Below are 21540 nucleotides of genomic sequence, written 5' to 3' on the forward strand. Positions count from 1 at the left end.
ATTCTATCCTTAGGTACCATTCTTTACAAGTATAAAGTAATGCATTCTATCTTCAAACTTATAGGTAATTTCCCAACCGGGATACTGTTTGATGATGGTTTTAATGATAGACAGCCCCAGCCCGGTAGAAGTATGATCGGAACTCTGTTTATAGAAACGGTCAAAAATCCTGGATGGATCTAATCCCACGGTTGCTCCACTGTTTTGAAATGTAATCCTGTCATCCTCAATCATAATATTCAGTGTGCCTTCTTCATTATTATATTTAATGGCGTTCTTAAGAAGATTAGACAGTAGAATATCCGCAAGGTCGCGATTGAAATCAGCTTCAAAACTTCCTTTTTCTATGATATTGACATCTACTTTTTTAAACGCTATAAAATCTTCATAATTTTGAACCAACTTACTGATCAAAGCATTAAAATCTACTCCTGATGTTTTGTTAAACTGGCTGTTCTCAATTTTGGAAAGCATCAATAAAGATTTATTCAAGCCTACCATTCTTCGCAGGTCATTTTTTACCCCGGTAAGAAAATTCAGATTCTTTTCATCAAGATCATCATTCTGAATCAGAAGATCTATCTTATTGATAACAATGGCAAGCGGGGTCTGAAGTTCATGGGAAGCATTTTCAATAAACTGCTTCTGCTGATAGAAAACAAGCTCATTGCGGTCAATCATTTCATTAATTTCAACATTCAGCTCTTCAAACTCTTTAATTATATATTCCTCATTCTGCGAATCAGCAGGAATCCCAAACTGGTATTTTTTAAGTTTATCTAAAATTAAATAGAATGGACGCATCGCTTTATTCAGCAGATATCCATTGACAGCCACTATACTTATGACCAAAACAATATAGAGGACAATTAAGGCTGTTGTGAGGTCATAGATCAACTCATCCTCTTCTACTGTAGAAGTTCTTATAACAAGCCTCTGGTTCATCTTATACTGATCGATAAAATCTGCTTCAAGTACACGATAGGGTTGATCTTTATCGTCATACTCCATATAATACATCTTATTATAGAGCCGGCTTTTATTTTTATATTCTCCGGCAGTAATAGGATTAATTTTGAATTCATTAAATCCAAAATCATTATTCTTCAATAACTGAGGATTCAGGTATACTGCTTTAATAATCTGTATTTTTCTATCCCTAAGCCCATCATCCACATTATCATGAACTTCATCCAGGATATAGGCATAAAATAACCCGGCCCAAACTGCAATAATCAGCAGAAGGATCATAATAAGGTATTTTATGGTATAATATTTTAATGAAACTTGCATCAGATAAATTTATAGCCGATCCCATATACTGCCTGAAAATCAGCTTCAGCATTGACGGTTTTCAGTTTTTTACGAAGGTTTTTAATTTGCGAATAAATAAAATCAAGACTATCTGCCTGATCTATATAATCTCCCCAGATCGCTTCGGCTAATGTAGTTTTCTGTAAGGTTTTTTCCGGATGAATAACAAAATAATACAGGAGGTCATATTCTTTACGGTTCAGTACAAGTTCTTCCTTTCCTACCATAACCTTTCTGAGGTCGGGATCAATACTGATGTTCTTATAGGTAATACTATTTTCGCCATCCTGGTTATTTCTTCTGATCACAGATTTCACCCTCGCCATCAGCTCAGCCAGATGAAAAGGTTTGGCAAGATAATCATCTGCCCCTATCTCCAGACCTGTTACCTTATCATCTACAGAATCTTTAGCCGAAAGGATAATGACAGGATCTTTTTTATGCATTTTTTTAATTTCTCTCAGCAGATCTATCCCACTTCCGTCCGGCAGCATAATATCCAGTAAAATACAGTCATATTCGTAGGAAATAACCTTTTCAAGGCCAGAACTGTAGGTATCTGCGTATTCTACAATAAAATGCTCTGCTTCCAGAAATTTCTGAACGGTATCTCTTAAAGCCGGTTCATCTTCTACTATTAAAATCTTCATTCTGCTATGGTTTACGCTCTGCTGAACAGTTAAAACTTATATCAAATATATGAAATTATAAGGTGGGAAGCCGGAGAGAAACTTCATTCGGGGTTCCAAAAACTTTTTCTTCCAGCCTCCTGAATTCTTACCAACCAGCTCATTTTTATAAAACGCCCGTCTGCATCAAAAAAAAGGCAGATCCCGCTCATCAGGTGAATTTTATAGGCATCATATTTTTTTTCAATAGAACTCACCACACTGCACGGATGGTGCCTTGTTATAAAAGATACAATACTCTTCCTAATCTTGTTGGAAGAAACCTCTCTTCCGGTATTTCTTATGATATTCCAATTGATCATATTTTTAAATTTTGGTGTTATTTATAATGGCAAATTAGTCATCAATTCTTTTAAAATTCCCGTTTTTATCAAATTCCAGCTCCAGTCCGTTGGAAAGCTCCGCTTTATAAGACCATCTCTTTTTTTCTACCTTAACGATGGACGTATTCGGGAAATTACGGGTTGTATAGTTCCTGATAGATAAAGGAATAAATCCGTAAGGCAGCTTCTGGTGCTTACCATCTACTTCTTTCCAGTTTCCATTACTGTCAAATTCCATTTTCATTCCATTGTTCAGGTATACCTTGTAATCATCCACTCCGTAGATCTCCCTGTCTTCAATGGCCGAACTTACAGGTATCCCTTTAAAATGGACAGCAAGAAAGGTTTTTGCCGCTTTAGGTAACTGGTTGGCCTGAATCGCTCTATCCTGTGCAGAAATGAAGCCTCCCGCCAACATGAAGATTAAAATAAATACTCCTGTGATTTTCTTTACATTTTTCATAACATTAAGTTTTTCGTTATTATTATGAAGCAAAGGTCCAAATCAATTTAGGAAAGAATTGGGAAAAATGGAATACAGAAAAAAAATGGAGATAAAAAAACCATTAAGAAATGATTTCTTAATGGTTTATATATGCTTGTTGTAGACTTTAGAGTCCGGTAATCTTTATAAATACTCTTTAATTTGCTGAAGGTGGGTAATAGCTTTTAATCCGGCTTCTTTCTTATCTTCTTTATAAACATCAAAGAAAATAGAATCCATTCCGAAATTTTTTGCTCCCATGGCATCAGCAATCCAGTCATCACCAATCAGGATACTTTCCTCTTTTTTAGCTTCCGAAAGCCCCAGGGAGTATTCAAAAATCTTAGGATCAGGCTTTCTTACCCCTATAGAATCTGCACTGGTAATCGTTTCAAAAAAAGGAGCGATCCCCGATAAAGTACATTTCCTCTCTGTTACATCCTGAAAACCATTAGAAATAATATGCAGCTTATAATTCTTTGCCTTCAGATAGACGAGGATGTCTTCAGCTCCATCTACCAATTCATTATATCCAACAATATTATCCAGGAAATTTTCTTCAAAATAATTGGAAAGTTCTTTGTTTTCTACTCCAAAATATTTGAATGTATCATAGAAACGATGTTCTCTTAAATATTCTTTGCCTATAATTCCATCTCTGATTTTTTCCCAAAGGTCTTCATTAATATCATGGTAAACAGAGTGAAACTCCTCAAAGTCAATATTATACTTCGGGCTAATCTCCTGGTTATCAAAAAGATCTTTAATGGTAAGGTAGGCATTTCTGCGGTGATCCCAGAGCGTATTGTCCAGATCAAAAAAAACGTGCTGCATTCTCATACAGCACAAAGTTAGTGATTTTAATTTTTTAAGATCGTATAATTTTTACTCGTGCTTTTCACCACCTCAAGGCTTTTAGAAAAATTGAGTAAAAGATCAATGGTTTGCTTTTTAGGTTTCAAAGTTTTCACTTTTAAGGAATCATTTTTTTTCATAGGCGAAGTATGTTTTCCTTAAAACGTGAATTTTTACAAAATATTATCTATCTGGTTAAGATTATATTATTTTCGTCCATGATTTTTCTCAGGTTAATCAATGCATATCTTACCCTTCCTAAGGTCGTATTAATGCTCATATCAGTATGATCTGCAATTTCTTTAAAGCTTAGTCCGTCAAAAAACCTCAGTTTGATCACTTCCTGTTGGTTGGGAGGAAGGAATTGCAGCATTCTCAACAAATCTTCCTGGATCTGATTGGTTACAAGCTGATCTTCAATATTTTCCGAGGGTTCACGTATTAAATCAAAAATAGAATATTCATCAGTTTCAAAAGTAGTTTCTGAAACTTTGATATTTTTTGCTTTAGATCTGAAATGATCTATGATTAAGTTGTGAGAGATTCTTTTTGCCCAAAGAATAAATTTCCCTTCTTCGTTATAGCGTCCTTCTTTCAGCATGACAATAATTTTCATGAATGTATCCTGAAAAATATCGTTGGCTAAATCTTCATCATTAATTTTGTAAAAAATGAATGTAAACAGTTCTCTCTGATGGCGATGAATGAGAGCCGATAACGCTTCCTCATCTCCTTTTTGGTACAATGAAATTAGTAAACTATCCGAATTTGATTTCATAACTCTTCTCAATATAAATATTTGTAGACAAGGCTTCCTCCAGATATTTCATCTGGCTTTTGCTGTATATACAAAACAGTTTTTTAGAGTAGAGTCTCTTCAATAGGCGGTACAATTATATTATGATGTAAATATAATCATTTTTTAATAACTGTTAACTTATTATTAATTTTTCACAAGAAAAATTTAAAAAAAGTTACTTAAACATGTCATGAATAAATACAGTTGGGATATTTAATGTAAAATTAATATTTAGACCTTTCATTTCTTTTCCGTTTAAACGGGTATCTCCGATAGGAAAAGCATACCCTCCGGTAAGGTCCAGCATCCCAAATAAGGTAACCCCAATTTTCGGAGCAATATATTTATTTGTTCCCTCTGCGCCCATTAAAAAATAATAAGAGTGATAGAAGTCTACATTTTTTTGAAAATTAAGCAGTACATCAGCCTGCAGTTTTGGCATAATGGCAAACTTGGAGTCTGCAACTCCCATTAAGGCAGAACCCCCCAATCTGTAAATGACATCATCATTTTTAAGAAAAAGCAATTTCCCCCCTAATTCCCCAAAACTCTGATTCTGGTAGGTATATCCCACACTGATCATTTTATGCATGGTATATTGGGCTTTTACTAATGTGCTTAGAAAAAACAGGGAGAGTACAGCAACTGCAGTTCGAAAATTCATCATCTTTCAATTAATTAAAGTGTAAAATTAAAAAAAACTGCCTTATCAGAAGATAAAGCAGTCATTTATTATGGTAAAGAAAAAATTAAATTCCGAAAGCGGCTTTAATTTCCCCTACTTTGTCTAATTTCTCCCACGTGAAAAACTCAAGATCTTTCAGCGTAAGTTCATTTTTATGTCCTTTATTGAACGTTTTATCAGCTACATAATGATCTTTACCCATGTGACCATAAGAAGCCGTTTCCAAATAGATAGGATTTCTTAATTTAAGATTCTGCTCAATAGCATAAGGTCTTAAATCAAAGATCCCTGAAACTTTTTTAGCAATTTCACCGTCATGAAGATCTACTTTTGCAGTTCCGTAAGTATTAATATATAATCCACAAGGCTCCGCAACACCGATGGCATAAGAAACCTGTACCAAAACTTCGTCAGCAATACCCGCAGCCACTAAGTTTTTAGCAATATGTCTTGTTGCATAGGCCGCACTTCTGTCTACTTTTGAAGGATCTTTTCCGGAGAAAGCACCACCACCGTGAGCTCCTTTTCCACCGTAAGTATCTACAATGATTTTTCTACCTGTAAGGCCGGTATCTCCGTGAGGCCCTCCGATTACGAATTTACCTGTCGGGTTGATATGGTATTTGATCTGATCATTGAATAAAGCTTTGATCTCTTCAGTCTGCTGTGCCACCACTCTAGGCACTAAGATATTCTTGATATCTTCACGGATCTTATTCAGCATTTCTTCTTCAGTTCCGAAATCATCATGCTGCGTAGAAACGACAATAGAATCTATTCTGATTGGTTTGTGATCATCAGAATATTCAATAGTTACCTGGCTTTTTGCATCCGGACGAAGATAAGGGATTTCTTTATTTTCCCTTCTGATATTGGAAAGTTCTTTAAGAATTGTATGGGCTAAATCTAAAGCAAGAGGCATGTAATTAGCCGTTTCATTAGTGGCATAACCGAACATCATCCCCTGGTCACCTGCTCCCTGTGCGTTGGCTTTGGCTTCAAAAGATTCATCTGTTACCGCTCTGTCCACACCCTGATTGATATCGGGAGACTGCTCATGGATGGCGGAGATTACCCCACAAGAATCTCCATTGAACATATATTCTCCTTTTGTATATCCAATTCCATTGATTACTTCTCTGGCAATTGTTTGAACATCAAGGTAAGCATCAGATTTTACTTCTCCTGCCAATACTACCTGCCCTGTAGTCACAAGAGTCTCACAGGCAACTTTAGAACTTTTATCGTATGCTAAAAAGTGGTCGATTAATGCGTCGGAGATCTGATCGGCGATTTTATCCGGATGTCCTTCTGAAACAGATTCAGATGTAAATAAATAAGACATATTATTCTTTGTTTTTTAGATTAAAAAAATTTGAAGAAAAATAAGAATAAAATTGCCCAAAAAGAATACTGTTTTAGCATTTTTTTATAGAGGTTGCAATCAGGTCAAATTTTTCCTCGTCGTAAACGTCAGCAAATTTAAGTACTATTTTTCTAATACTCAAAAATTTTGTTTACTAATTATAATTTTGTTTAAATTAATGACTTATATCATTTTAGAGCATCCTGACTATTGTGGCTTTATGCTTACAAATTCTTTAGGACTTTCATGATAGTTCAATTTAAGCTCTAAAGAAGTTTTGATAGAATGTGATAATTCGTCAATAATTTTCTGTTTAAAGGTCGGCTTATAATATATAATACTGATCTCTCTGTATGGGAATGGCTTCTTAAATCTGAAGACATTTTTTTTCTGCTCTTCTGAAAGCTGGCTTAAGGCAAGTTCCGGTAAAATACTAATTCCTCCTACTTTATCTACCATATGTACCAACGTCTGAATATTGGAAGCTAAGAAATCTAAGTTTTTAGGCTTTAATGTATTTTCTTTCAGATGACAGATATTTTCGAACTGGTTTCTAAGACAGTTTCCTTCTTCAAGCAACCATACCTTTTCTACATTCAGATCTTCAGGAATAATATAAGAGTTCTTTTTGTTAGCTTCAGTATTGGAACTGTAGATCATCAGCTCTTCATTGAATAGAAAATCCTGATAAAACTCATCAGCTGTATCATAAGGAGTGGAAATAATGCCCGCATCCAGTTCTCCTGCTTTTAACGCTTTGATAATATTATCGGTTGTCATTTCCTTTACATTCATCTGAATCTTAGGATTATCTTCCAGGAATTTAAAAATTTCTGTAGGCAGAATAAAAGAAGAAACAGTTGGAATAATACCCAGATTAATAGTTCCTCCTAAAATATTATTCAAAAGATTGGCCTTGTTTTTCAGTTCATTGACAGATTCTATAATAACCTTAGCCTGATCAATGATCTGAAGACCTACATCTGTGGTACGGATCGGGTGTGTAGTTCTGTCAAAAACCTTCACATCCAGTTCGTCCTCAAACTTCTGTATCATTGCACTTAAGGTAGGTTGGGTAATGAAGCATGCCTGGGCTGCTTTTCCAAAATGTTTATACTTATCAACAGCGATAAGATACTCCAGTTGCTGAATGTTCATTTGATTAATATTATCTATTACAAAGATATAATGTTTTTGCTATTAGCAATTAAAAATTCAAGTAAATTTGATATTCACTACCTTTACAGAGGTATTTAGAAATAAAGAAAACAATTATTCAAATCATCGATATATGGATTCTAAAAAATTAACGTTAAGTAACGGCACGCCTTATTTTGAGCATCAGGATTCCCAGACGGTAGGACCAAGAGGCCCGGTATTACTGCAAGACTTTGTTCTTCAGGAGAACCTTGCCCATTTCGTTAGGGAGAGGATTCCTGAAAGAATTGTACATGCTAAGGGGAGTGGAGCGTACGGAACCTTTACCGTAACCCATGATATCAGTAAATATACAAAAGCAAAGCTATTTTCAAAAGTAGGTAATTCATGCAGAATGTTTGCAAGATTTTCTACCGTAGGAGGAGAAAAAGGAAGTGCAGATACGGCAAGAGATCCAAGGGGATTTGCTTTAAAATTTTATACAGAAGATGGAAACTGGGATCTTGTAGGGAATAACACTCCTGTTTTCTTTATTAAAGATGCTAAAAAATTTCCGGATTTTATACATACTCAAAAAAGACTTCCTAAAACCAATCTAAAGAGTGCCACTATGATGTGGGATTTCTGGAGTTTCAATCCGGAGTCTCTTCACCAGGTTCTTATTTTAATGTCAGACAGAGGAACACCTTATGGTTTCAGACATATGCATGGTTTTGGATCTCACACTTTTTCCATGATCAATGAGCAGAACGAAAGAGTATGGGTAAAGTTTCACTTCAAAACAAAACAGGGGGTAAAAAACTTTACGGATGAAGAAGCCGTAAAAATGGCTGGAGAAAATCCTGACTTTGCCCAGGAAGACCTCTGCAATTCTATTGAAAATGGAGATTTCCCGAAATGGACTATGTATATCCAGGTGATGACTGAAGACCAGGCAAAAGATTTCAGATGGAATCCTTTTGATGTTACCAAAGTATGGTTCCATGATGACTTCCCTCTTATTGAGGTAGGTGAAATGGAGCTCAATGAAGTTCCTGTCAATTATTTTGCCCATGTTGAGCAGTCTACGTTTTCTCCCAGCAGCCTGATTAACGGGATCAGCTTTTCACCGGACAAAATGCTTCAGGGAAGACTGTTTTCTTATCCTGATGCTCACCGATACAGGGTTGGGGTAAATGCCCATCAGCTGGAGGTGAACAGATGTCCTTTTGCTGTTAATAATTATCAAAGAGACGGCTATATGGCAGATTCAAGCCAATATCAGGATAAACCCAATTATCACCCCAACAGCTTTGATGATATCACGCCTGATCCGTCTTATAAAAACTATGAGTATGAACTGGACAGCGCTCATGTCGCCAACTATAACAGAAATGAAAACGACAGTGATCATTATACCCAGCCAGGCCTTCTTTACTCAAAAGCAATGAATGCTGAAGACAGGGAACACCTGATTAACAACATCGTAGGAAGCATGAAAGGGATCTCTGGGCCCAAGAGAGAAGAGATCATCAACAGGCAATTATGTCACTTTTTTAGGGCTAATATCGAACTTGGCATGAGAGTGGCTTCCCAATTAAATGTCAATATCGATGCAAATATGATGAATCATTCCAAATAATCATATTGAACAATAAATTAAAAAAAAGGAAAAAAAAATAATATTTTTTCCTTTTTTTTGCAAAAAATTCATAATTTGCAGAGGATGATATTTCAAAGTGGAAAAATGAGTTACGAAAATATATTATTAAAAAAAGAAGATAAAGTATCTATCATTATCATAAACAGACCTGAGAGTTTAAATGCGTTAAATGCAAAAACTATTCAGGAGATCAGTACAGCAATGGACGAGCTTAATTCCGACCATTCCTGCAGGGTTATTATCCTTACGGGAAGTGGTGAAAAGTCTTTTGTAGCTGGTGCCGACATCAAAGAATTCAGCGAGTTTGGGCAAGAAAAAGCTGAAGAGCTTGCCCGAAACGGACAAAATTCACTGTTTAATAAAATTGAAAATATGTCTAAACCTGTCATTGCAGCCGTAAACGGTTTTGCATTGGGAGGAGGTTTAGAGCTTGCTATGGCATGCCATATCAGATATGCATCGGAAAACGCCAGATTGGGTCTTCCTGAAGTAACGCTCGGATTAATCCCGGGATACGGAGGGACTCAAAGGCTTCCTAAGCTTGTGGGAAAAGGTATTGCCAACGAAATGATCTTCTCAGCCAAAATGATTCCTGCTCAAAAAGCAAAAGAAATCGGATTGGTAAATGAAGTATACCCTATTGAAGAATTATTAACCAAAACGAAAGAATTAGCGAACACTATTGCCCACAATTCACCAATGGCAATATCTAAGGCTATCCACGCCGTGAATTTATCTGACACGGAGAAAGGTTTTGAAACTGAAATCAAGTATTTCGGGGAACTTTTTGAAATGGACGATAAGAAAGAAGGAGTGACTGCTTTCCTAGAGAAAAGAAAGCCGAACTTCTAAACTTTCAAGCTTTTAATCCAATTATTTCGAAAAAACTAATGCTGCGGTATGAATAAGTTTGACAAGGCTTATCTAAAAATGGCTCAGGAATGGGCAAAACTCTCCTACTGTAAGAGAAAACAGGTGGGAGCTCTTATCGTAAAAGATAGGATGATTATTTCAGACGGTTATAACGGAACTCCTTCGGGGTTTGAGAACTGCTGTGAAAATGAAGAGGGAAAAACGCACTGGTATGTACTGCATGCGGAGGCTAATGCTATATTAAAGCTGGCAGCTTCTACTCAGTCTGCAAAAGGGGCAACGCTATATCTAACGTTGTCGCCTTGTAAAGAATGCAGTAAACTAATCCTGCAGGCAGGAATTACAAGACTGGTGTATATTAATGAATACTCGGATGAAGACGGCATTTCGTTCCTGAAAAACCATGGTATTGAAATAGAACAAATATCGGACTGTGAACTAAAAAAATAAGCACAAATGACTTGGGATGAAAAGATCAAAGATTTTGAAATATTTCTTCGCTTCGAAAGAAATTTTTCAGACAACACGCTCGACGCCTATGTTCGGGACATTAAAAAATTAAAAGATTATGCAGAAGAAGATCTGGCAAACGTCGGTCCAGATTCTATCGGTTACGAAAACCTGCAGGAATACATTTTCAATCTTTCTAAACAGAAATTCAGTGAGAGATCTCAAGCGAGATGGATCTCTTCCATTAAAGCTTTCTTTAAATTTCTGCTTGAGGATGAATTCCGGGAAGACAACCCTGCAGCGTTACTCGAAGGTCCTAAATTAGGACTCTATCTACCAGACACTTTAAGCCTGCTTGATATCAACAAAATTATTGCTGCTATTGAAATCAATACAGATCTGGGGAAAAGGAACAACTGTATCATTGAGGTACTGTATGGTTGCGGACTCCGTGTTTCTGAACTTATTGATTTGAAAATATCCAATATCAATTTCAAAGAGCAGTATATTAAAGTCAATGGAAAAGGAAACAAAACGCGTTTCGTTCCGTTGGCTGACTATACAGCTGAATTACTGGAAAATTATATCAAGGAAGTACGTTCTAAAGGTAAAATCAATAAGAAATATGAAGATACACTGTTCCTGAACAGCCGTGGCACCTCGATGTCAAGGGTTATCGTATTTCTTATCATAAAAGAACTTACGGATAAAGCAGGGGTTAACAAAAAGATATCTCCACACACCTTCAGGCATTCTTTTGCAACACATTTGCTTCAGAATGGAGCAGATTTACGTTATATTCAGGAAATGCTGGGACATTCCAGTATTACAACAACAGAAATCTACACTCATTTAAAAACTGAAGAATTGCGGGATGTTATTTTGAGTTATCACCCGAGAAATATTAATATTACTCAATGAAATAAAGTTCCATCTGAACTTTAAAAAAGTAATTATAAACAGATGAAATTATTGAAATATTGCCCAAGCTGTGGCAAAGAATCTTTACACTGGGATGGTGAAAAGAAATGGAGCTGCCCTGAATGTGACTTCAGGCTGTATAATAATGTAGCAGGCGCTGTAGCTGTGGTGATCAGGTGTGGTGATGAAATTTATCTTACCAGGAGAAACAGAGATCCTAAAAAGGGAAAACTCGATCTTGCGGGAGGATTTGTCGACCCTAAAGAAAGCGCAGAAGAAACCTGCAGAAGAGAGCTTTTTGAAGAGCTTCAGCTTAGTATCAATATTTCAAACCTAAGATACCTTACCAGTCTTCCTAACGTCTATCAATATAAAGAAATTGATTATAATACGATTGATCTTTTTTATGAGTATACTGTTTCGGAAAAATTTGAGGTAAACCTTGAGCTTTCAGAAATATCAGAAGCGGTATGGATTCCTTTAAGGGAACTTAACCTTGATGATATAGCTTTTGATTCTCAGAAGAGGTTTTTTGAGAATTATGTAAGGAAATAATTTTTGTAATATATTCTCCTGCAGATTTAAAATCTGTGGGAGTTTTTTTTCCCTGCTAATTTTAAGGATCAGGCAGATAATTACTTTTTGAAGTCTGCTTCAGCTGTGAAGGCATTCTAATTTATTTTAAACAGAAAAAACAGATAGGCGCTGTGCGCTCTCGGATCAGGTGCAAAAGTTGGGGGTAATATAAATTTACCTCAATACACCTTTCTTTTACGCAAAGTTCTATTTTTATTACGCTTGATTTTAAGTGAGCCAAGAATAAATCGATTAGATCGATTTTGATGAAGCTAACTTTTTTATATCGCTTATTCAGCGACAAAGTCGCCTTTCTTTGCTTTTTTACAATAGGGTATCCTAATTATTTTTCCTTTGCGTGAATAAAAGGTTATTTCCATCCTGTTTTCAAGTCAAAATATAAAAATCACATATTTTAATGTCATCCAAACAAGAAGTTTTAGTTTAATTCAGTTTGCTTAGTCATGACTTTTGAGACTGATCCGCTCTATCCTATTGAAATCAATACGTTTTGGCCTTCAGCATTTCTTCCAAGTACTGGATCAGCAGTGATCTTTCTGCTTCCGAAAGATTTGCTTCTTTATGGTAAACAATATAACCAGGCATCGGCATTGTTTTATGTTTAAGAGCCTCAATAGACCTGTCAAGCATATTCTCTTTTAATTCCTTATTATAGGTACCCCAAACAGAAAAATTAAGATGCTGACGACCTTCATTTACATGGCTTTTCACAGACCATGAAACAGGAGCAATAAAAGCATATTTGGGATAAACCGTTTCATTGGAATGACAATCATAGCAGGCTCCTCTAAGTAATATTCTAATCTTTTCCGGAGCTTTCCTAGAATCTACAAAGTTTACTTTTGAATCTACCGGTTTGTTTACTCTGTCAATAGGAATAAACTGAATGAGAGCAAAAGCTACCAAACTCCAAAAGACTATTTTTTTTGCGATTTTCATACGTTTACTTTACCGGAGTTAGAACGGCATTATCATATTTAATTTCCTTTTTTACGTTCTGATCTACGGCTTCCTTCTTGTCATCAGCAGGAGCAGGAACCACAGGCTCAGCAGGAGCTACCGCTGCTTTAGGATTATCAAGCGTTCTGGTATCTTTCAGGTCCCATTCTTCTCTTGTTTCCCACAATCCTCTTATAACAACTTTTTTATAGAAAATATAGGCATCTTCGGCAAAAGTTTCAGTAGCAAAATCAGCCTCATCCCAATATTTATTTTCATTGTTGTCTACTAATATTCTGACAATATACTCTTCAGGTTTCAGTATATCAAATTTCACTTTATCCCCTTTTGTATATCTCTGGTAAATTGCTTTTTCAGAAGAGTCAAGAAGCTGAATCCAATAGCTTGAAGACGGTGCATTCAGGAGGGTAAATTCAAGGCTGCCAAACTGGTCTACTTTAGCGACGTCAAAATCAAAACGTTTTGATTGTGTATTTTTAGCATAGAAAGATGACACTGTTTCTTTTGGAACGGTAAGCTGATATTTCTTCCCGCTGACAAAGTCTGACTGAATCAATATCTGATACGGGTTGGTTTCAGAGATTTTGGCTGTAAATTCCTGCGTGGTTAAACTGTCACTTTTCAACACCCATTTTGCAGGGTCGATCTTATCAATGAAATAATTGGAAGAAATCTTAAAATCAGTTTTCGGAGCTAGTGAACCCCCTCCGTTGTCACTGTTAAGATCCATCACATTTTTCTTATTGTATTTGTAAAATAAGGAAACAGTATAGGCGCTGTCTTTTTTCGGACCCTTATCATGCGTGAACACCAGTTTTTCTGTGGTCTCTTGCCCTACATTATTTTTCACGGCATCAAACCAGATTTTCACAGAATCTGATTTTGGGCTGTGTGTTACCTTTATATCTTTAAGTTTGTCATTCAGTGATTCTACTTTTACATCATCCGGATGGCCTTCAAATGTCATAAGAATTCCTCCCGGAACCTCTTTCATTTCAGAATATTTCAAAGGCTTTTTAGAAGGATATACCTTTAAGTTTAATCCTGAAACAGACTTCTCCACCTCTACCGCTTCTTTTTGAAAACCTATTTTCTCTTTTCCGGGATCATAAACGGAATTTCCATTCTCATCAGCAAATGCTATAATTTTATATTTTCCCGGAGAAAGGTAATTCATCTCATAATATCCATCATCGTCTACCTTGGTAATATAATAAGGCTTCTGCTTATAATTCATGGTATCTTTAACCTGATAAAGCCCTACCACCAATTTATTTTCAGTACTTCCTGTTTTCTTTTTGATGTCTAAAGCGTCTTTTATTTCACCACTTACATACAAGTCATCCAATTTGTCGCCTGTAGAAAAAGCAAAATTAAAATACCGCAGTGGGTTGGATTCATTATTATCCACAATTGAATTTCCAAAATTGAAATTATAAGTGGTATTGGCCTGTAAAGTATCTGTCCATTGGATCAGAACATATTTATTGGCAATATTGGAAGGAAGAATTCGCTTTATATTCTTAATTGGCGGCGAAATGATCAGATTCTTATTGATATCTTTCAATGTTACGTACTCATCAAAATCCAGGCGGAGTTCGTGAATATCTCTTTTTACATTGATTCTTGTGGTATCAATATTTGAACTTAAAAATCTTGGAGCCAAAGTATCTTTCGGTCCCCCTACAGGAGAACCTACTCTTGCACATGAATGAACAAGAAAACTGATAACGAATAATAAAAGAAACCTTTTCATGAAAATGTTTAGGCAAAAGTAAACATTATTCTCCAAAAACTTCATGTCCTGAATTCAAAGTATCCTTATTGTCGTTCATTACCGAATGAAGCTTATCTTTCTGTAAAGGGAAATCTTCAAATAATCCGGACAATGCAAGCGCCGTATATACTTTGCTTGAATATTTATTGCCAATTGCGACAATAGTAACTTTGGACTTCAGAAGATGGGCAAATACAGAATTACTACCGTGCCACCAACCATTATGATAGGTTAGTTTTTCACCGTTGTCAAAAATTTTCATCCTAAATCCTAATCCATAGTTATTCATTCCGGACTTTTCATTGCTGTAAGGCGTAAATACCATCTGCATCAGCTCAGGCTTCAGGAAATCTTTTGAGAACATTGCTTTTGAGAAGTTGTATAAATCTCTTGGTGTAGTGTATACGTTTTTGTCCCCATAAATAAGATCCAATCTGTCTAAAGGATATAATTTACTTCCTCCATAGTAGAAAGACTGTGCCGCTGTAGGAATATCTTTTTCCTGAAAAATGTAAGAATTAGTCATTTTTAGTGGTGTAAAAACCATTTCTTTCATGGCCTGAGGAAACGGAGTTTTGGTCACTTTTTCAATCAATAAAGCCAATAAAGCAAAGTTGGTATTACAGTACATGAATCCTGTATCTGTATCTCTAGCCAGATCCGGCTTGTATTTGATAATCATATTCAGGACATCCTGGTTGGTAATAAAAGGTTTGGAAAGTTCTGCTGGCGCAGGCTGTATTTTGGTGATAAAATATTCGTACTTTGGAAGTCCGCTTCTTTGATCCAATAAGGTCTGAATAGTAACATTCGGGTATGGAAACCCTGGAAAATATTGGCTAAGATGATCTGAAAGCTTTATTTTCCCTGCTTCCACCAGCTTCATCATCGCCATCGCCGTTAATGTTTTTGATACCGATGCAACATGCAAAGGTGTATTTTTATCTATAGGCATCTGGTCTGCCTCTCTTCCGAAACCTCTGTAATTTTCGTATAAAATCTCATCCCCTTTCGCAACAAGTATTCCGCCACTAAGATCTCCTCCATCCCAGATCTTTTTGTAATACTGATCTATATAATTTACCATTGTTGGTTTGTCTAAAACCTGGTTATCTGATTGGGTAAAAACCTTTCCAAGATCTACATTTCCGTAGTTAGGGAGATTGGTATCATTTCCCGCTGAAACTTCTTTGGCCTCAGACTTTTTTTTACAGGAAAATAGGGATAAAAGAACAGTTAAAATAAATACAAAATTACGCGTCTTCATGAGATTCAAAAATGAGCGGCAATTTAATAAAACTCGAAAATAAATAATAAATATAGAGTGATATTATGAATTATTTAACATAAACGAAAGAATCAGCAATAGGAAAATTTACTGATTCTTTATTGTGTTAGCCAAAAGAGGCTATTATTTTATCTACAATGAATTGTGCCAGTTTTTCTTTACTCTGATGAGTCCAGCCGGCAATATGAGGTGTTACAATAGCCTTTTCTGATTCTAGAAGAAATTTTAAATCTTCATTTTCCGTTTCTATATTTTCAAAAGAAGATTTTTCATATTCCAGAACATCCAGGCAGGTTCCTTTTACTTTTCCTGATTTTAAAGCCTCTACTAAACTTTTAGTCTTTACATTCTTTCCTCTTGCTGTATTCACAAAATAAAAGTCATTCTCCATCTCAGCAATAAAGCTTTCATCAATCAGATAATGAGTTTCTGAAGTAAGAGGAATATGAAGGCTTACAATATCTGCAGACTGCTTCAGTTCTTCTATACTAACCTGTGTGGCAAATTCATCGGAAAGTCCCGGAAGGATATCATGAAAAATCACTTTACATCCAAAGCCTGAGAATCTTTTGGCGGTAGCTTTTCCCATATTTCCGTATCCTATAAGGCCTACTGTTTTTCCCAACAGTTCATCACCTCTGTTTTCTTCGCGTTTCCAGATACCGTTTTTTACTTCCTGAGAAGCAATAAACAACCTGTTCATTATCACCAACAGCATTCCTACTACATGTTCTGCAACAGAATCTCTGTTGCCTTCAGGAGAGTTGATCAGCTGAATTCCCAATTCTTCAGCAACAGGAATATCGATATTCTCCATTCCCGCTCCTACTCTTGCTATAAACTTCAGGTTCCTGCCTTTTTCAAGGAAATTTTTATCCAGTGGAATTCTGCTTCTGATGATAATACCATCATAATGTTCGATTTTATGGCAAACCTCATCATAAGAAGAAGTAAAATCTTCTTCCAAAATAAAGCTCCTGGCCAGAAGCTGTTCGGTAATAAGAGGGTGATTTTTATCTAAAAGAAGTATTTTCATAGCTTAAACACAAATGACACAAATTATTTTCACAACTAACACAGATTATAATGTACCATTGATCACTCTTTTTACTCCGTTTTTAAATTGAAGAGTATTAAAGTTAATCAACATTCCAAGTTTACAGTTACTCAGCCGAAGATAAGTAAGTATCTGAGCTAAGTGGACATCGTTTAAAGCTTCTACAGACTTTATTTCTAATACAAATTTTTTCTCAATCAGAAAATCGAGTCTATAGCCTACATCCAGTTTTACCTCATCATAAATCAAGGGCATCGGCTTTTGTTTTTCTACAAGAAGATCATGCTTATTCAGTTCATAAAACATACATTCTTCATATGCACTTTCTAAAAGTCCGGGACCTAAAGATTTATGAACCAGATATCCTGCTTCGTAAACAATTCTTGATATATCATTTTCAGAAATATCCATTTTTAGTATTTTTCATCTTGACGGGCATCAATCATTTGTGAGAATTTGTGCCAGGCATTTGTGATATTTGTGTTTTTATATGTTTTATTTTTTATCCTTCTTTGGCTCTTGTGGCTCCTGAAATAATTTTTTAAGCTCTACAGACTCCAGCGGTTTCATTCTTCCGGAAAGAATTAAAGAAAGTTCTTTTCTACGGAATGCCGCAGCAAATCTTTCTTTTTCCTCTTCTGTTTCCGGAACCATTTCCGGGATAGGAATAGGACGGTTAAATTCATCTACTGCAACGAAAGTATAAATACCCGCATTGGTGTGAATTTTCTTCTGATTGATCGGATCATCCAGCCATACATCCACATACACTTCCATAGAAGTGGAAAATGCTCTGGAAACTTTAGATTCCAGGACTACCACTCCACCTTCCGGAATGGGATGATTAAAGGAAACGTGATTTACAGAAGCTGTTACCACTCTTCTTTCACAGTGTCTTGCTGCAGAAATAGACGCGCAACGGTCCATTTTTGCTAAAAGCTCACCACCAAAAAGGTTTCTTAAAGAATTTGTTTCGTTCGGAAGAACAATGTTAGTCATAATGGTCAGAGATTCTGACGCTTTTTTTATTTTTGCCATCTAGTCTTAGTGTTGTTTCGGGCAGCCGGAGCAGGTTTTGTTCCTTTTACGGCAGGTTTTACTAATGAATCTTTTTTCAGGGAATCTGAAACAGCCATTTCCGGGGTATGGGCTACCACTTTTACTGTATCTTTCACAATTCTATGGGTAGAAGTCTGTACAGAAACATTATTAAAGGATTTCTTTCCAAAAATAAACTCCTGTTTAGCATAGGCCAGGTAAAGGATTCCCGCCACCGGAATAATCAGCAGAAAAATCCAGAGGATTGTTTTCTTGAATTTATAGTCCTTTTCCCTGTTTTCTGAAGCTTGTACTTTCTCTCCATTATTGATATCTGAAAACCTGATTTCTTCTAATCCATAAAAATCGGGATGTCCTGATTCTATTCTTTTTCCCTTGAAATGGGTATGCCCTTCTTCAATGAAAATGTTTCCAAGATTTTGAATTTCAAGAATCTGTTCTGCCTGAAGTTTTTTCTTCCAAAAATCAGTCTGGATCTTAAGATCGCTTCTGGAAGCCTCCAAAGACATTTGTTTTTGTCCGGCTATAAAAGCAATCAGCTCTTCAGACTGTACTTCATAATCTATGGTAAAATCAATCTGACTGGCTGGCGGAAGTATACTCCCATTTTCAGAATTAATAATGGCCTTAGAATTTTTCAGGGAAAACACGCCAAAGCCTGGAACTGTAGCAGTTCCAAATTGTTTCAAGTATTCTAAAATATATGCTGAAATATTCATTTGGCAGCAAATTTATAACTTTTTCATGACTTTTTAAGACATTTAATCCTATATAAAAAAAGACCGCCGGAACAGTCTTTTGTCTATTATCTATTAAAATAGGGATAACGTTACCTATAATACCTTTTAACTACAAAAGCTATTGTATAAAATTCAAAATCAGATTAGGCTGTAAACATAACTCACTATACAATTCTATAATTCTTTATCACAACTCATTACACATTATTGAATTTTCCAGCTGATTCCAAACATAAAGTTTGTTCCTGCCTGCGAAAAATAATAAGGCGCTCCCTCATATACGGAACCATTGTTAACATATTTTTTATTGAACAGATTATTGACCAATAACTTCAATGCAATATCATTGTTAGCAATTTTAAATTGATACTGTGCATTAAAATCTGTCAGGAAATAATCTTTAAGCTCGAAATTTTTATCTTCTGTATTATCAAGATACTGTTTTCCAACATACTGATTCATCAGGGCAAACTGGAAATTTTGAGTTGGATTAAATTTTAACCCTAGATTGGCAACTACATCCGGAGAGAATGAAATTTGAGTATTTCCCAGGTTTACTGGCACTTCTCCATTCTTGACATTGAAATCCTGATTTCTGTTCTGGCTTAAGCTTACATTTCCTGAAACTTCCCATTGTTTTGATAATTTTGCCAATGCTCCGATTTCCATCCCTCTTCTGTAGCTCTTTCCTGAGTTGGTTCTGATAAATGCCCCCACATTACTAAGCTCTCCATTCAACACTAACTGATTGACATAGTACATATAATAAATGTTTGCTGTAAAGGATAAAAATCCAAATTGCTTTTCCAGACCGGCTTCAAAGTCATGAAGCTTTTCAGGTTTAATATCATGGTTAGACATTATATCTTCCCTGTTTGGCTCACGATGGGCATGGGCATATGATAAAAATACCTTGCCTCCGCTGATTCTGTAATTTACCCCAGCTTTTGGATTAAAAAACAGCCAGTTTTTATCAAGATCTGCACCTTCTTTGTCTCCAGCCATTAAAATCTTGGTATTGTAACTGATATTTCTAAGCTGTAAATCACCGAAAAATTCAAAATCATCCATTGTAAACAAAGCCTTTGCAAATCCTGAGACTTCATTCTTTACAGAACGGTTTCTGTAATATTCGCTTTTATCAATCTGCGGATAAAATACGCCGGTAACATTTCCAAAATGTCTTCCGTAATACTGGTTGGCCACTGCTCCAAAATTTAAATCAAGATTTTCAAACTTCCCGTAAAGCGTTGAAACTACTCCGTAAAAGTCATTATTCAGCCATTTTTTTCTGATAAAATCTGAATATTTAATGGTTTGTCCGTTTTCAATAATATCAGGGAGATTATATCTTGAAAAAGTATTTTCCTGTTTATAATTTTCATAGTACCCTTTCCCTTTGGTATAATGAAAAGTTGTTTCCAGATTCCAGCGATCATTTAGCTTTTGCTCCCAAAGCAACTGATAATGATTCTGTCTGTAATTATCTGTCTCATTATCATAGAATCCTACAACATTCTCCCAGCTGGCATCATAGATAGCCCCTGAACCATTAAATTTAGGGTTTGTTTCCCACATTTGCCGGCTAATCCCGCCCCAGGCCTGATAGGTTTTTTCTTTTCCACCAAAAGCCATTAAACGTATTTTTGTTTTCCCTTCTTCAAATAAGGCCGTAAAATTGTAAGAATGTAAGTCTGATGAAGCCCGGTCTATATATCCATCAGAATGAATACGGGTGTATCTTCCCATCACGGAAAGACGATTCTTCCAGAACTTTCCGGAACCTATTTCAGCTGAATATTTATAGGTATTAAAAGAACCGTAGCTATCATCTGTTTTAAAATAAAACTTTTCTTCCGGCTCCTTTGAGATCACATTGATACTTGCCCCAAAAGCAGAAACTCCATTATTGGAAGTTCCCACACCTCTTTGAATGACAATCTGTGAAGCAGAACTTGTAAGATCCGGAACATTTACGAAAAATGTACCCTGGCTTTCAGAATCATTGTAAGGAACCCCGTTCATCATTACATTAATTGCTGATCCTGATACCCCACGAATTCTAAAACCGGTATACCCCACGCCATTACCAGCATCTGAAGTAGCAATAACCGAGGTTTGATTTTTTAAAAGAATAGGAAGGTCCTGACCGAGGTTTTTTCCGTCTAAGTCTTTCTGAACATTAATAATCTCCTTCGCAACCGGAAGTCTCTTGGTGAAATTTACCCCTTCAATCTCTCTTATCTTCAGAGAGTCCTTATGTTGAGCCTGCATAAAGGCTGCTGAGCCTACGGTAAGCCCTAAAAAAAATAATCCTTTCATTCTATAAATCTTTAACATTTAATGAATAAAAGGGGATCGATAAGATATTATACATTTCGACTTATAACAGTCGGTGTGTCCCTAAACAGCATTACCTGTTCCAGGTTCATTGGGTATAATCTCAGCCTGTTAAAGCACCCCTTTATTTCAGCTGCAAAATTACAAAAAATATACGAGATGT

The 21540-nt window shown here is 35.8% G+C and carries 22 protein-coding genes; 5 read left to right on the plus strand and 17 right to left on the minus strand.

The window, feature by feature from the left end:
• Positions 1-9: 9 nt before the first annotated feature.
• The 9 genes from LQV47_RS00315 to LQV47_RS00355 all read right to left on the minus strand — a co-directional run bounded on the left by LQV47_RS00315 (position 10) and on the right by LQV47_RS00355 (position 7673).
• Entirely contained in the window at positions 10-1293 is a 1284-nt protein-coding gene (locus LQV47_RS00315) for a HAMP domain-containing sensor histidine kinase (RefSeq protein ID WP_230032517.1), read from the minus strand.
• A complete protein-coding gene (locus LQV47_RS00320; protein WP_230032519.1) occupies positions 1293-1964 on the minus strand; it encodes a response regulator transcription factor in 672 nt (223 codons plus the stop codon). The genes LQV47_RS00315 and LQV47_RS00320 overlap by 1 nt, the downstream gene beginning before the upstream one ends.
• An 83-nt stretch (positions 1965-2047) precedes the next feature.
• Positions 2048-2305, minus strand: a complete 258-nt coding sequence (locus tag LQV47_RS00325) for a hypothetical protein (RefSeq protein ID WP_230032521.1) — start codon at positions 2303-2305, stop codon at positions 2048-2050.
• Between the two features lie 34 nt (positions 2306-2339).
• Complete coding sequence (locus LQV47_RS00330; RefSeq protein ID WP_230032522.1) at positions 2340-2789, minus strand: PepSY-like domain-containing protein; 450 nt, start codon at positions 2787-2789, stop codon at positions 2340-2342.
• A gap of 165 nt (positions 2790-2954) precedes the next feature.
• Positions 2955-3650 (minus strand): YjjG family noncanonical pyrimidine nucleotidase, encoded by a 696-nt coding sequence (locus LQV47_RS00335; protein WP_230032523.1) that lies wholly within the window; start codon positions 3648-3650, stop codon positions 2955-2957.
• 202 nt (positions 3651-3852) lie between these two features.
• Positions 3853-4443, minus strand: coding sequence for a sigma-70 family RNA polymerase sigma factor (locus tag LQV47_RS00340; RefSeq protein ID WP_230032524.1), 591 nt, complete (start codon positions 4441-4443; stop codon positions 3853-3855).
• Between the two features lie 196 nt (positions 4444-4639).
• The gene (locus LQV47_RS00345; RefSeq protein WP_230032526.1) at positions 4640-5131 is read right to left on the minus strand and encodes a hypothetical protein; all 492 of its coding nucleotides are present in this window, start codon (positions 5129-5131) and stop codon (positions 4640-4642) included.
• A gap of 82 nt (positions 5132-5213) precedes the next feature.
• Positions 5214-6494: a methionine adenosyltransferase gene (gene metK / locus LQV47_RS00350; protein ID WP_230032527.1), complete on the minus strand. Its 1281-nt coding sequence runs from the start codon at positions 6492-6494 to the stop codon at positions 5214-5216.
• 228 nt (positions 6495-6722) lie between these two features.
• Positions 6723-7673, minus strand: coding sequence for a LysR substrate-binding domain-containing protein (locus tag LQV47_RS00355; RefSeq protein ID WP_047428937.1), 951 nt, complete (start codon positions 7671-7673; stop codon positions 6723-6725).
• Positions 7674-7806: 133 nt separating this feature from the next.
• Between LQV47_RS00355 and LQV47_RS00360 the strand changes: the two genes are divergently transcribed.
• The 5 genes from LQV47_RS00360 to LQV47_RS00380 all read left to right on the plus strand — a co-directional run bounded on the left by LQV47_RS00360 (position 7807) and on the right by LQV47_RS00380 (position 12114).
• On the plus strand, positions 7807-9294 hold the full coding sequence (locus LQV47_RS00360; protein WP_230032528.1) for a catalase: 1488 nt from the start codon (positions 7807-7809) through the stop codon (positions 9292-9294).
• A gap of 105 nt (positions 9295-9399) precedes the next feature.
• Positions 9400-10167: an enoyl-CoA hydratase-related protein gene (locus tag LQV47_RS00365; protein WP_230032530.1), complete on the plus strand. Its 768-nt coding sequence runs from the start codon at positions 9400-9402 to the stop codon at positions 10165-10167.
• Between the two features lie 48 nt (positions 10168-10215).
• Entirely contained in the window at positions 10216-10638 is a 423-nt protein-coding gene (locus LQV47_RS00370; RefSeq protein ID WP_047492363.1) for a dCMP deaminase family protein, read from the plus strand.
• 6 nt (positions 10639-10644) lie between these two features.
• Positions 10645-11559 carry a site-specific tyrosine recombinase XerD gene (gene xerD / locus LQV47_RS00375; RefSeq protein WP_230032533.1) on the plus strand — a complete coding sequence of 305 codons (915 nt, stop codon included), beginning with the start codon at positions 10645-10647 and terminating at the stop codon, positions 11557-11559.
• A gap of 42 nt (positions 11560-11601) precedes the next feature.
• Complete coding sequence (locus tag LQV47_RS00380; protein WP_230032536.1) at positions 11602-12114, plus strand: NUDIX domain-containing protein; 513 nt, start codon at positions 11602-11604, stop codon at positions 12112-12114.
• Positions 12115-12636: 522 nt separating this feature from the next.
• Here LQV47_RS00380 and LQV47_RS00385 read toward each other — a convergent pair.
• From LQV47_RS00385 to LQV47_RS00420, 8 genes are all read right to left on the minus strand, one after another.
• On the minus strand, positions 12637-13095 hold the full coding sequence (locus LQV47_RS00385; RefSeq protein WP_230032539.1) for a heme-binding domain-containing protein: 459 nt from the start codon (positions 13093-13095) through the stop codon (positions 12637-12639).
• A gap of 4 nt (positions 13096-13099) precedes the next feature.
• Positions 13100-14872: an Ig-like domain-containing protein gene (locus LQV47_RS00390; protein WP_230032541.1), complete on the minus strand. Its 1773-nt coding sequence runs from the start codon at positions 14870-14872 to the stop codon at positions 13100-13102.
• Positions 14873-14897: 25 nt separating this feature from the next.
• Positions 14898-16160: a serine hydrolase domain-containing protein gene (locus tag LQV47_RS00395; RefSeq protein WP_230032544.1), complete on the minus strand. Its 1263-nt coding sequence runs from the start codon at positions 16158-16160 to the stop codon at positions 14898-14900.
• A gap of 127 nt (positions 16161-16287) precedes the next feature.
• Positions 16288-17217 (minus strand): 2-hydroxyacid dehydrogenase, encoded by a 930-nt coding sequence (locus LQV47_RS00400; protein WP_230032547.1) that lies wholly within the window; start codon positions 17215-17217, stop codon positions 16288-16290.
• Between the two features lie 45 nt (positions 17218-17262).
• Positions 17263-17643, minus strand: a complete 381-nt coding sequence (locus tag LQV47_RS00405; protein WP_230034216.1) for a GxxExxY protein — start codon at positions 17641-17643, stop codon at positions 17263-17265.
• Positions 17644-17733: 90 nt separating this feature from the next.
• Entirely contained in the window at positions 17734-18276 is a 543-nt protein-coding gene (locus LQV47_RS00410) for an acyl-CoA thioesterase (RefSeq protein ID WP_047492349.1), read from the minus strand.
• Entirely contained in the window at positions 18264-19016 is a 753-nt protein-coding gene (locus tag LQV47_RS00415; protein ID WP_230032550.1) for a hypothetical protein, read from the minus strand. Before LQV47_RS00415 ends, LQV47_RS00410 begins: the two co-directional genes overlap by 13 nt.
• Positions 19017-19241: 225 nt before the next feature.
• On the minus strand, positions 19242-21359 hold the full coding sequence (locus LQV47_RS00420) for an outer membrane beta-barrel protein (protein ID WP_230032553.1): 2118 nt from the start codon (positions 21357-21359) through the stop codon (positions 19242-19244).
• Positions 21360-21540 lie beyond the last annotated feature (181 nt).

It is taken from the genome of Chryseobacterium sp. Bi04 (assembly GCF_918698085.1).
Taxonomy (GTDB): domain Bacteria; phylum Bacteroidota; class Bacteroidia; order Flavobacteriales; family Weeksellaceae; genus Chryseobacterium.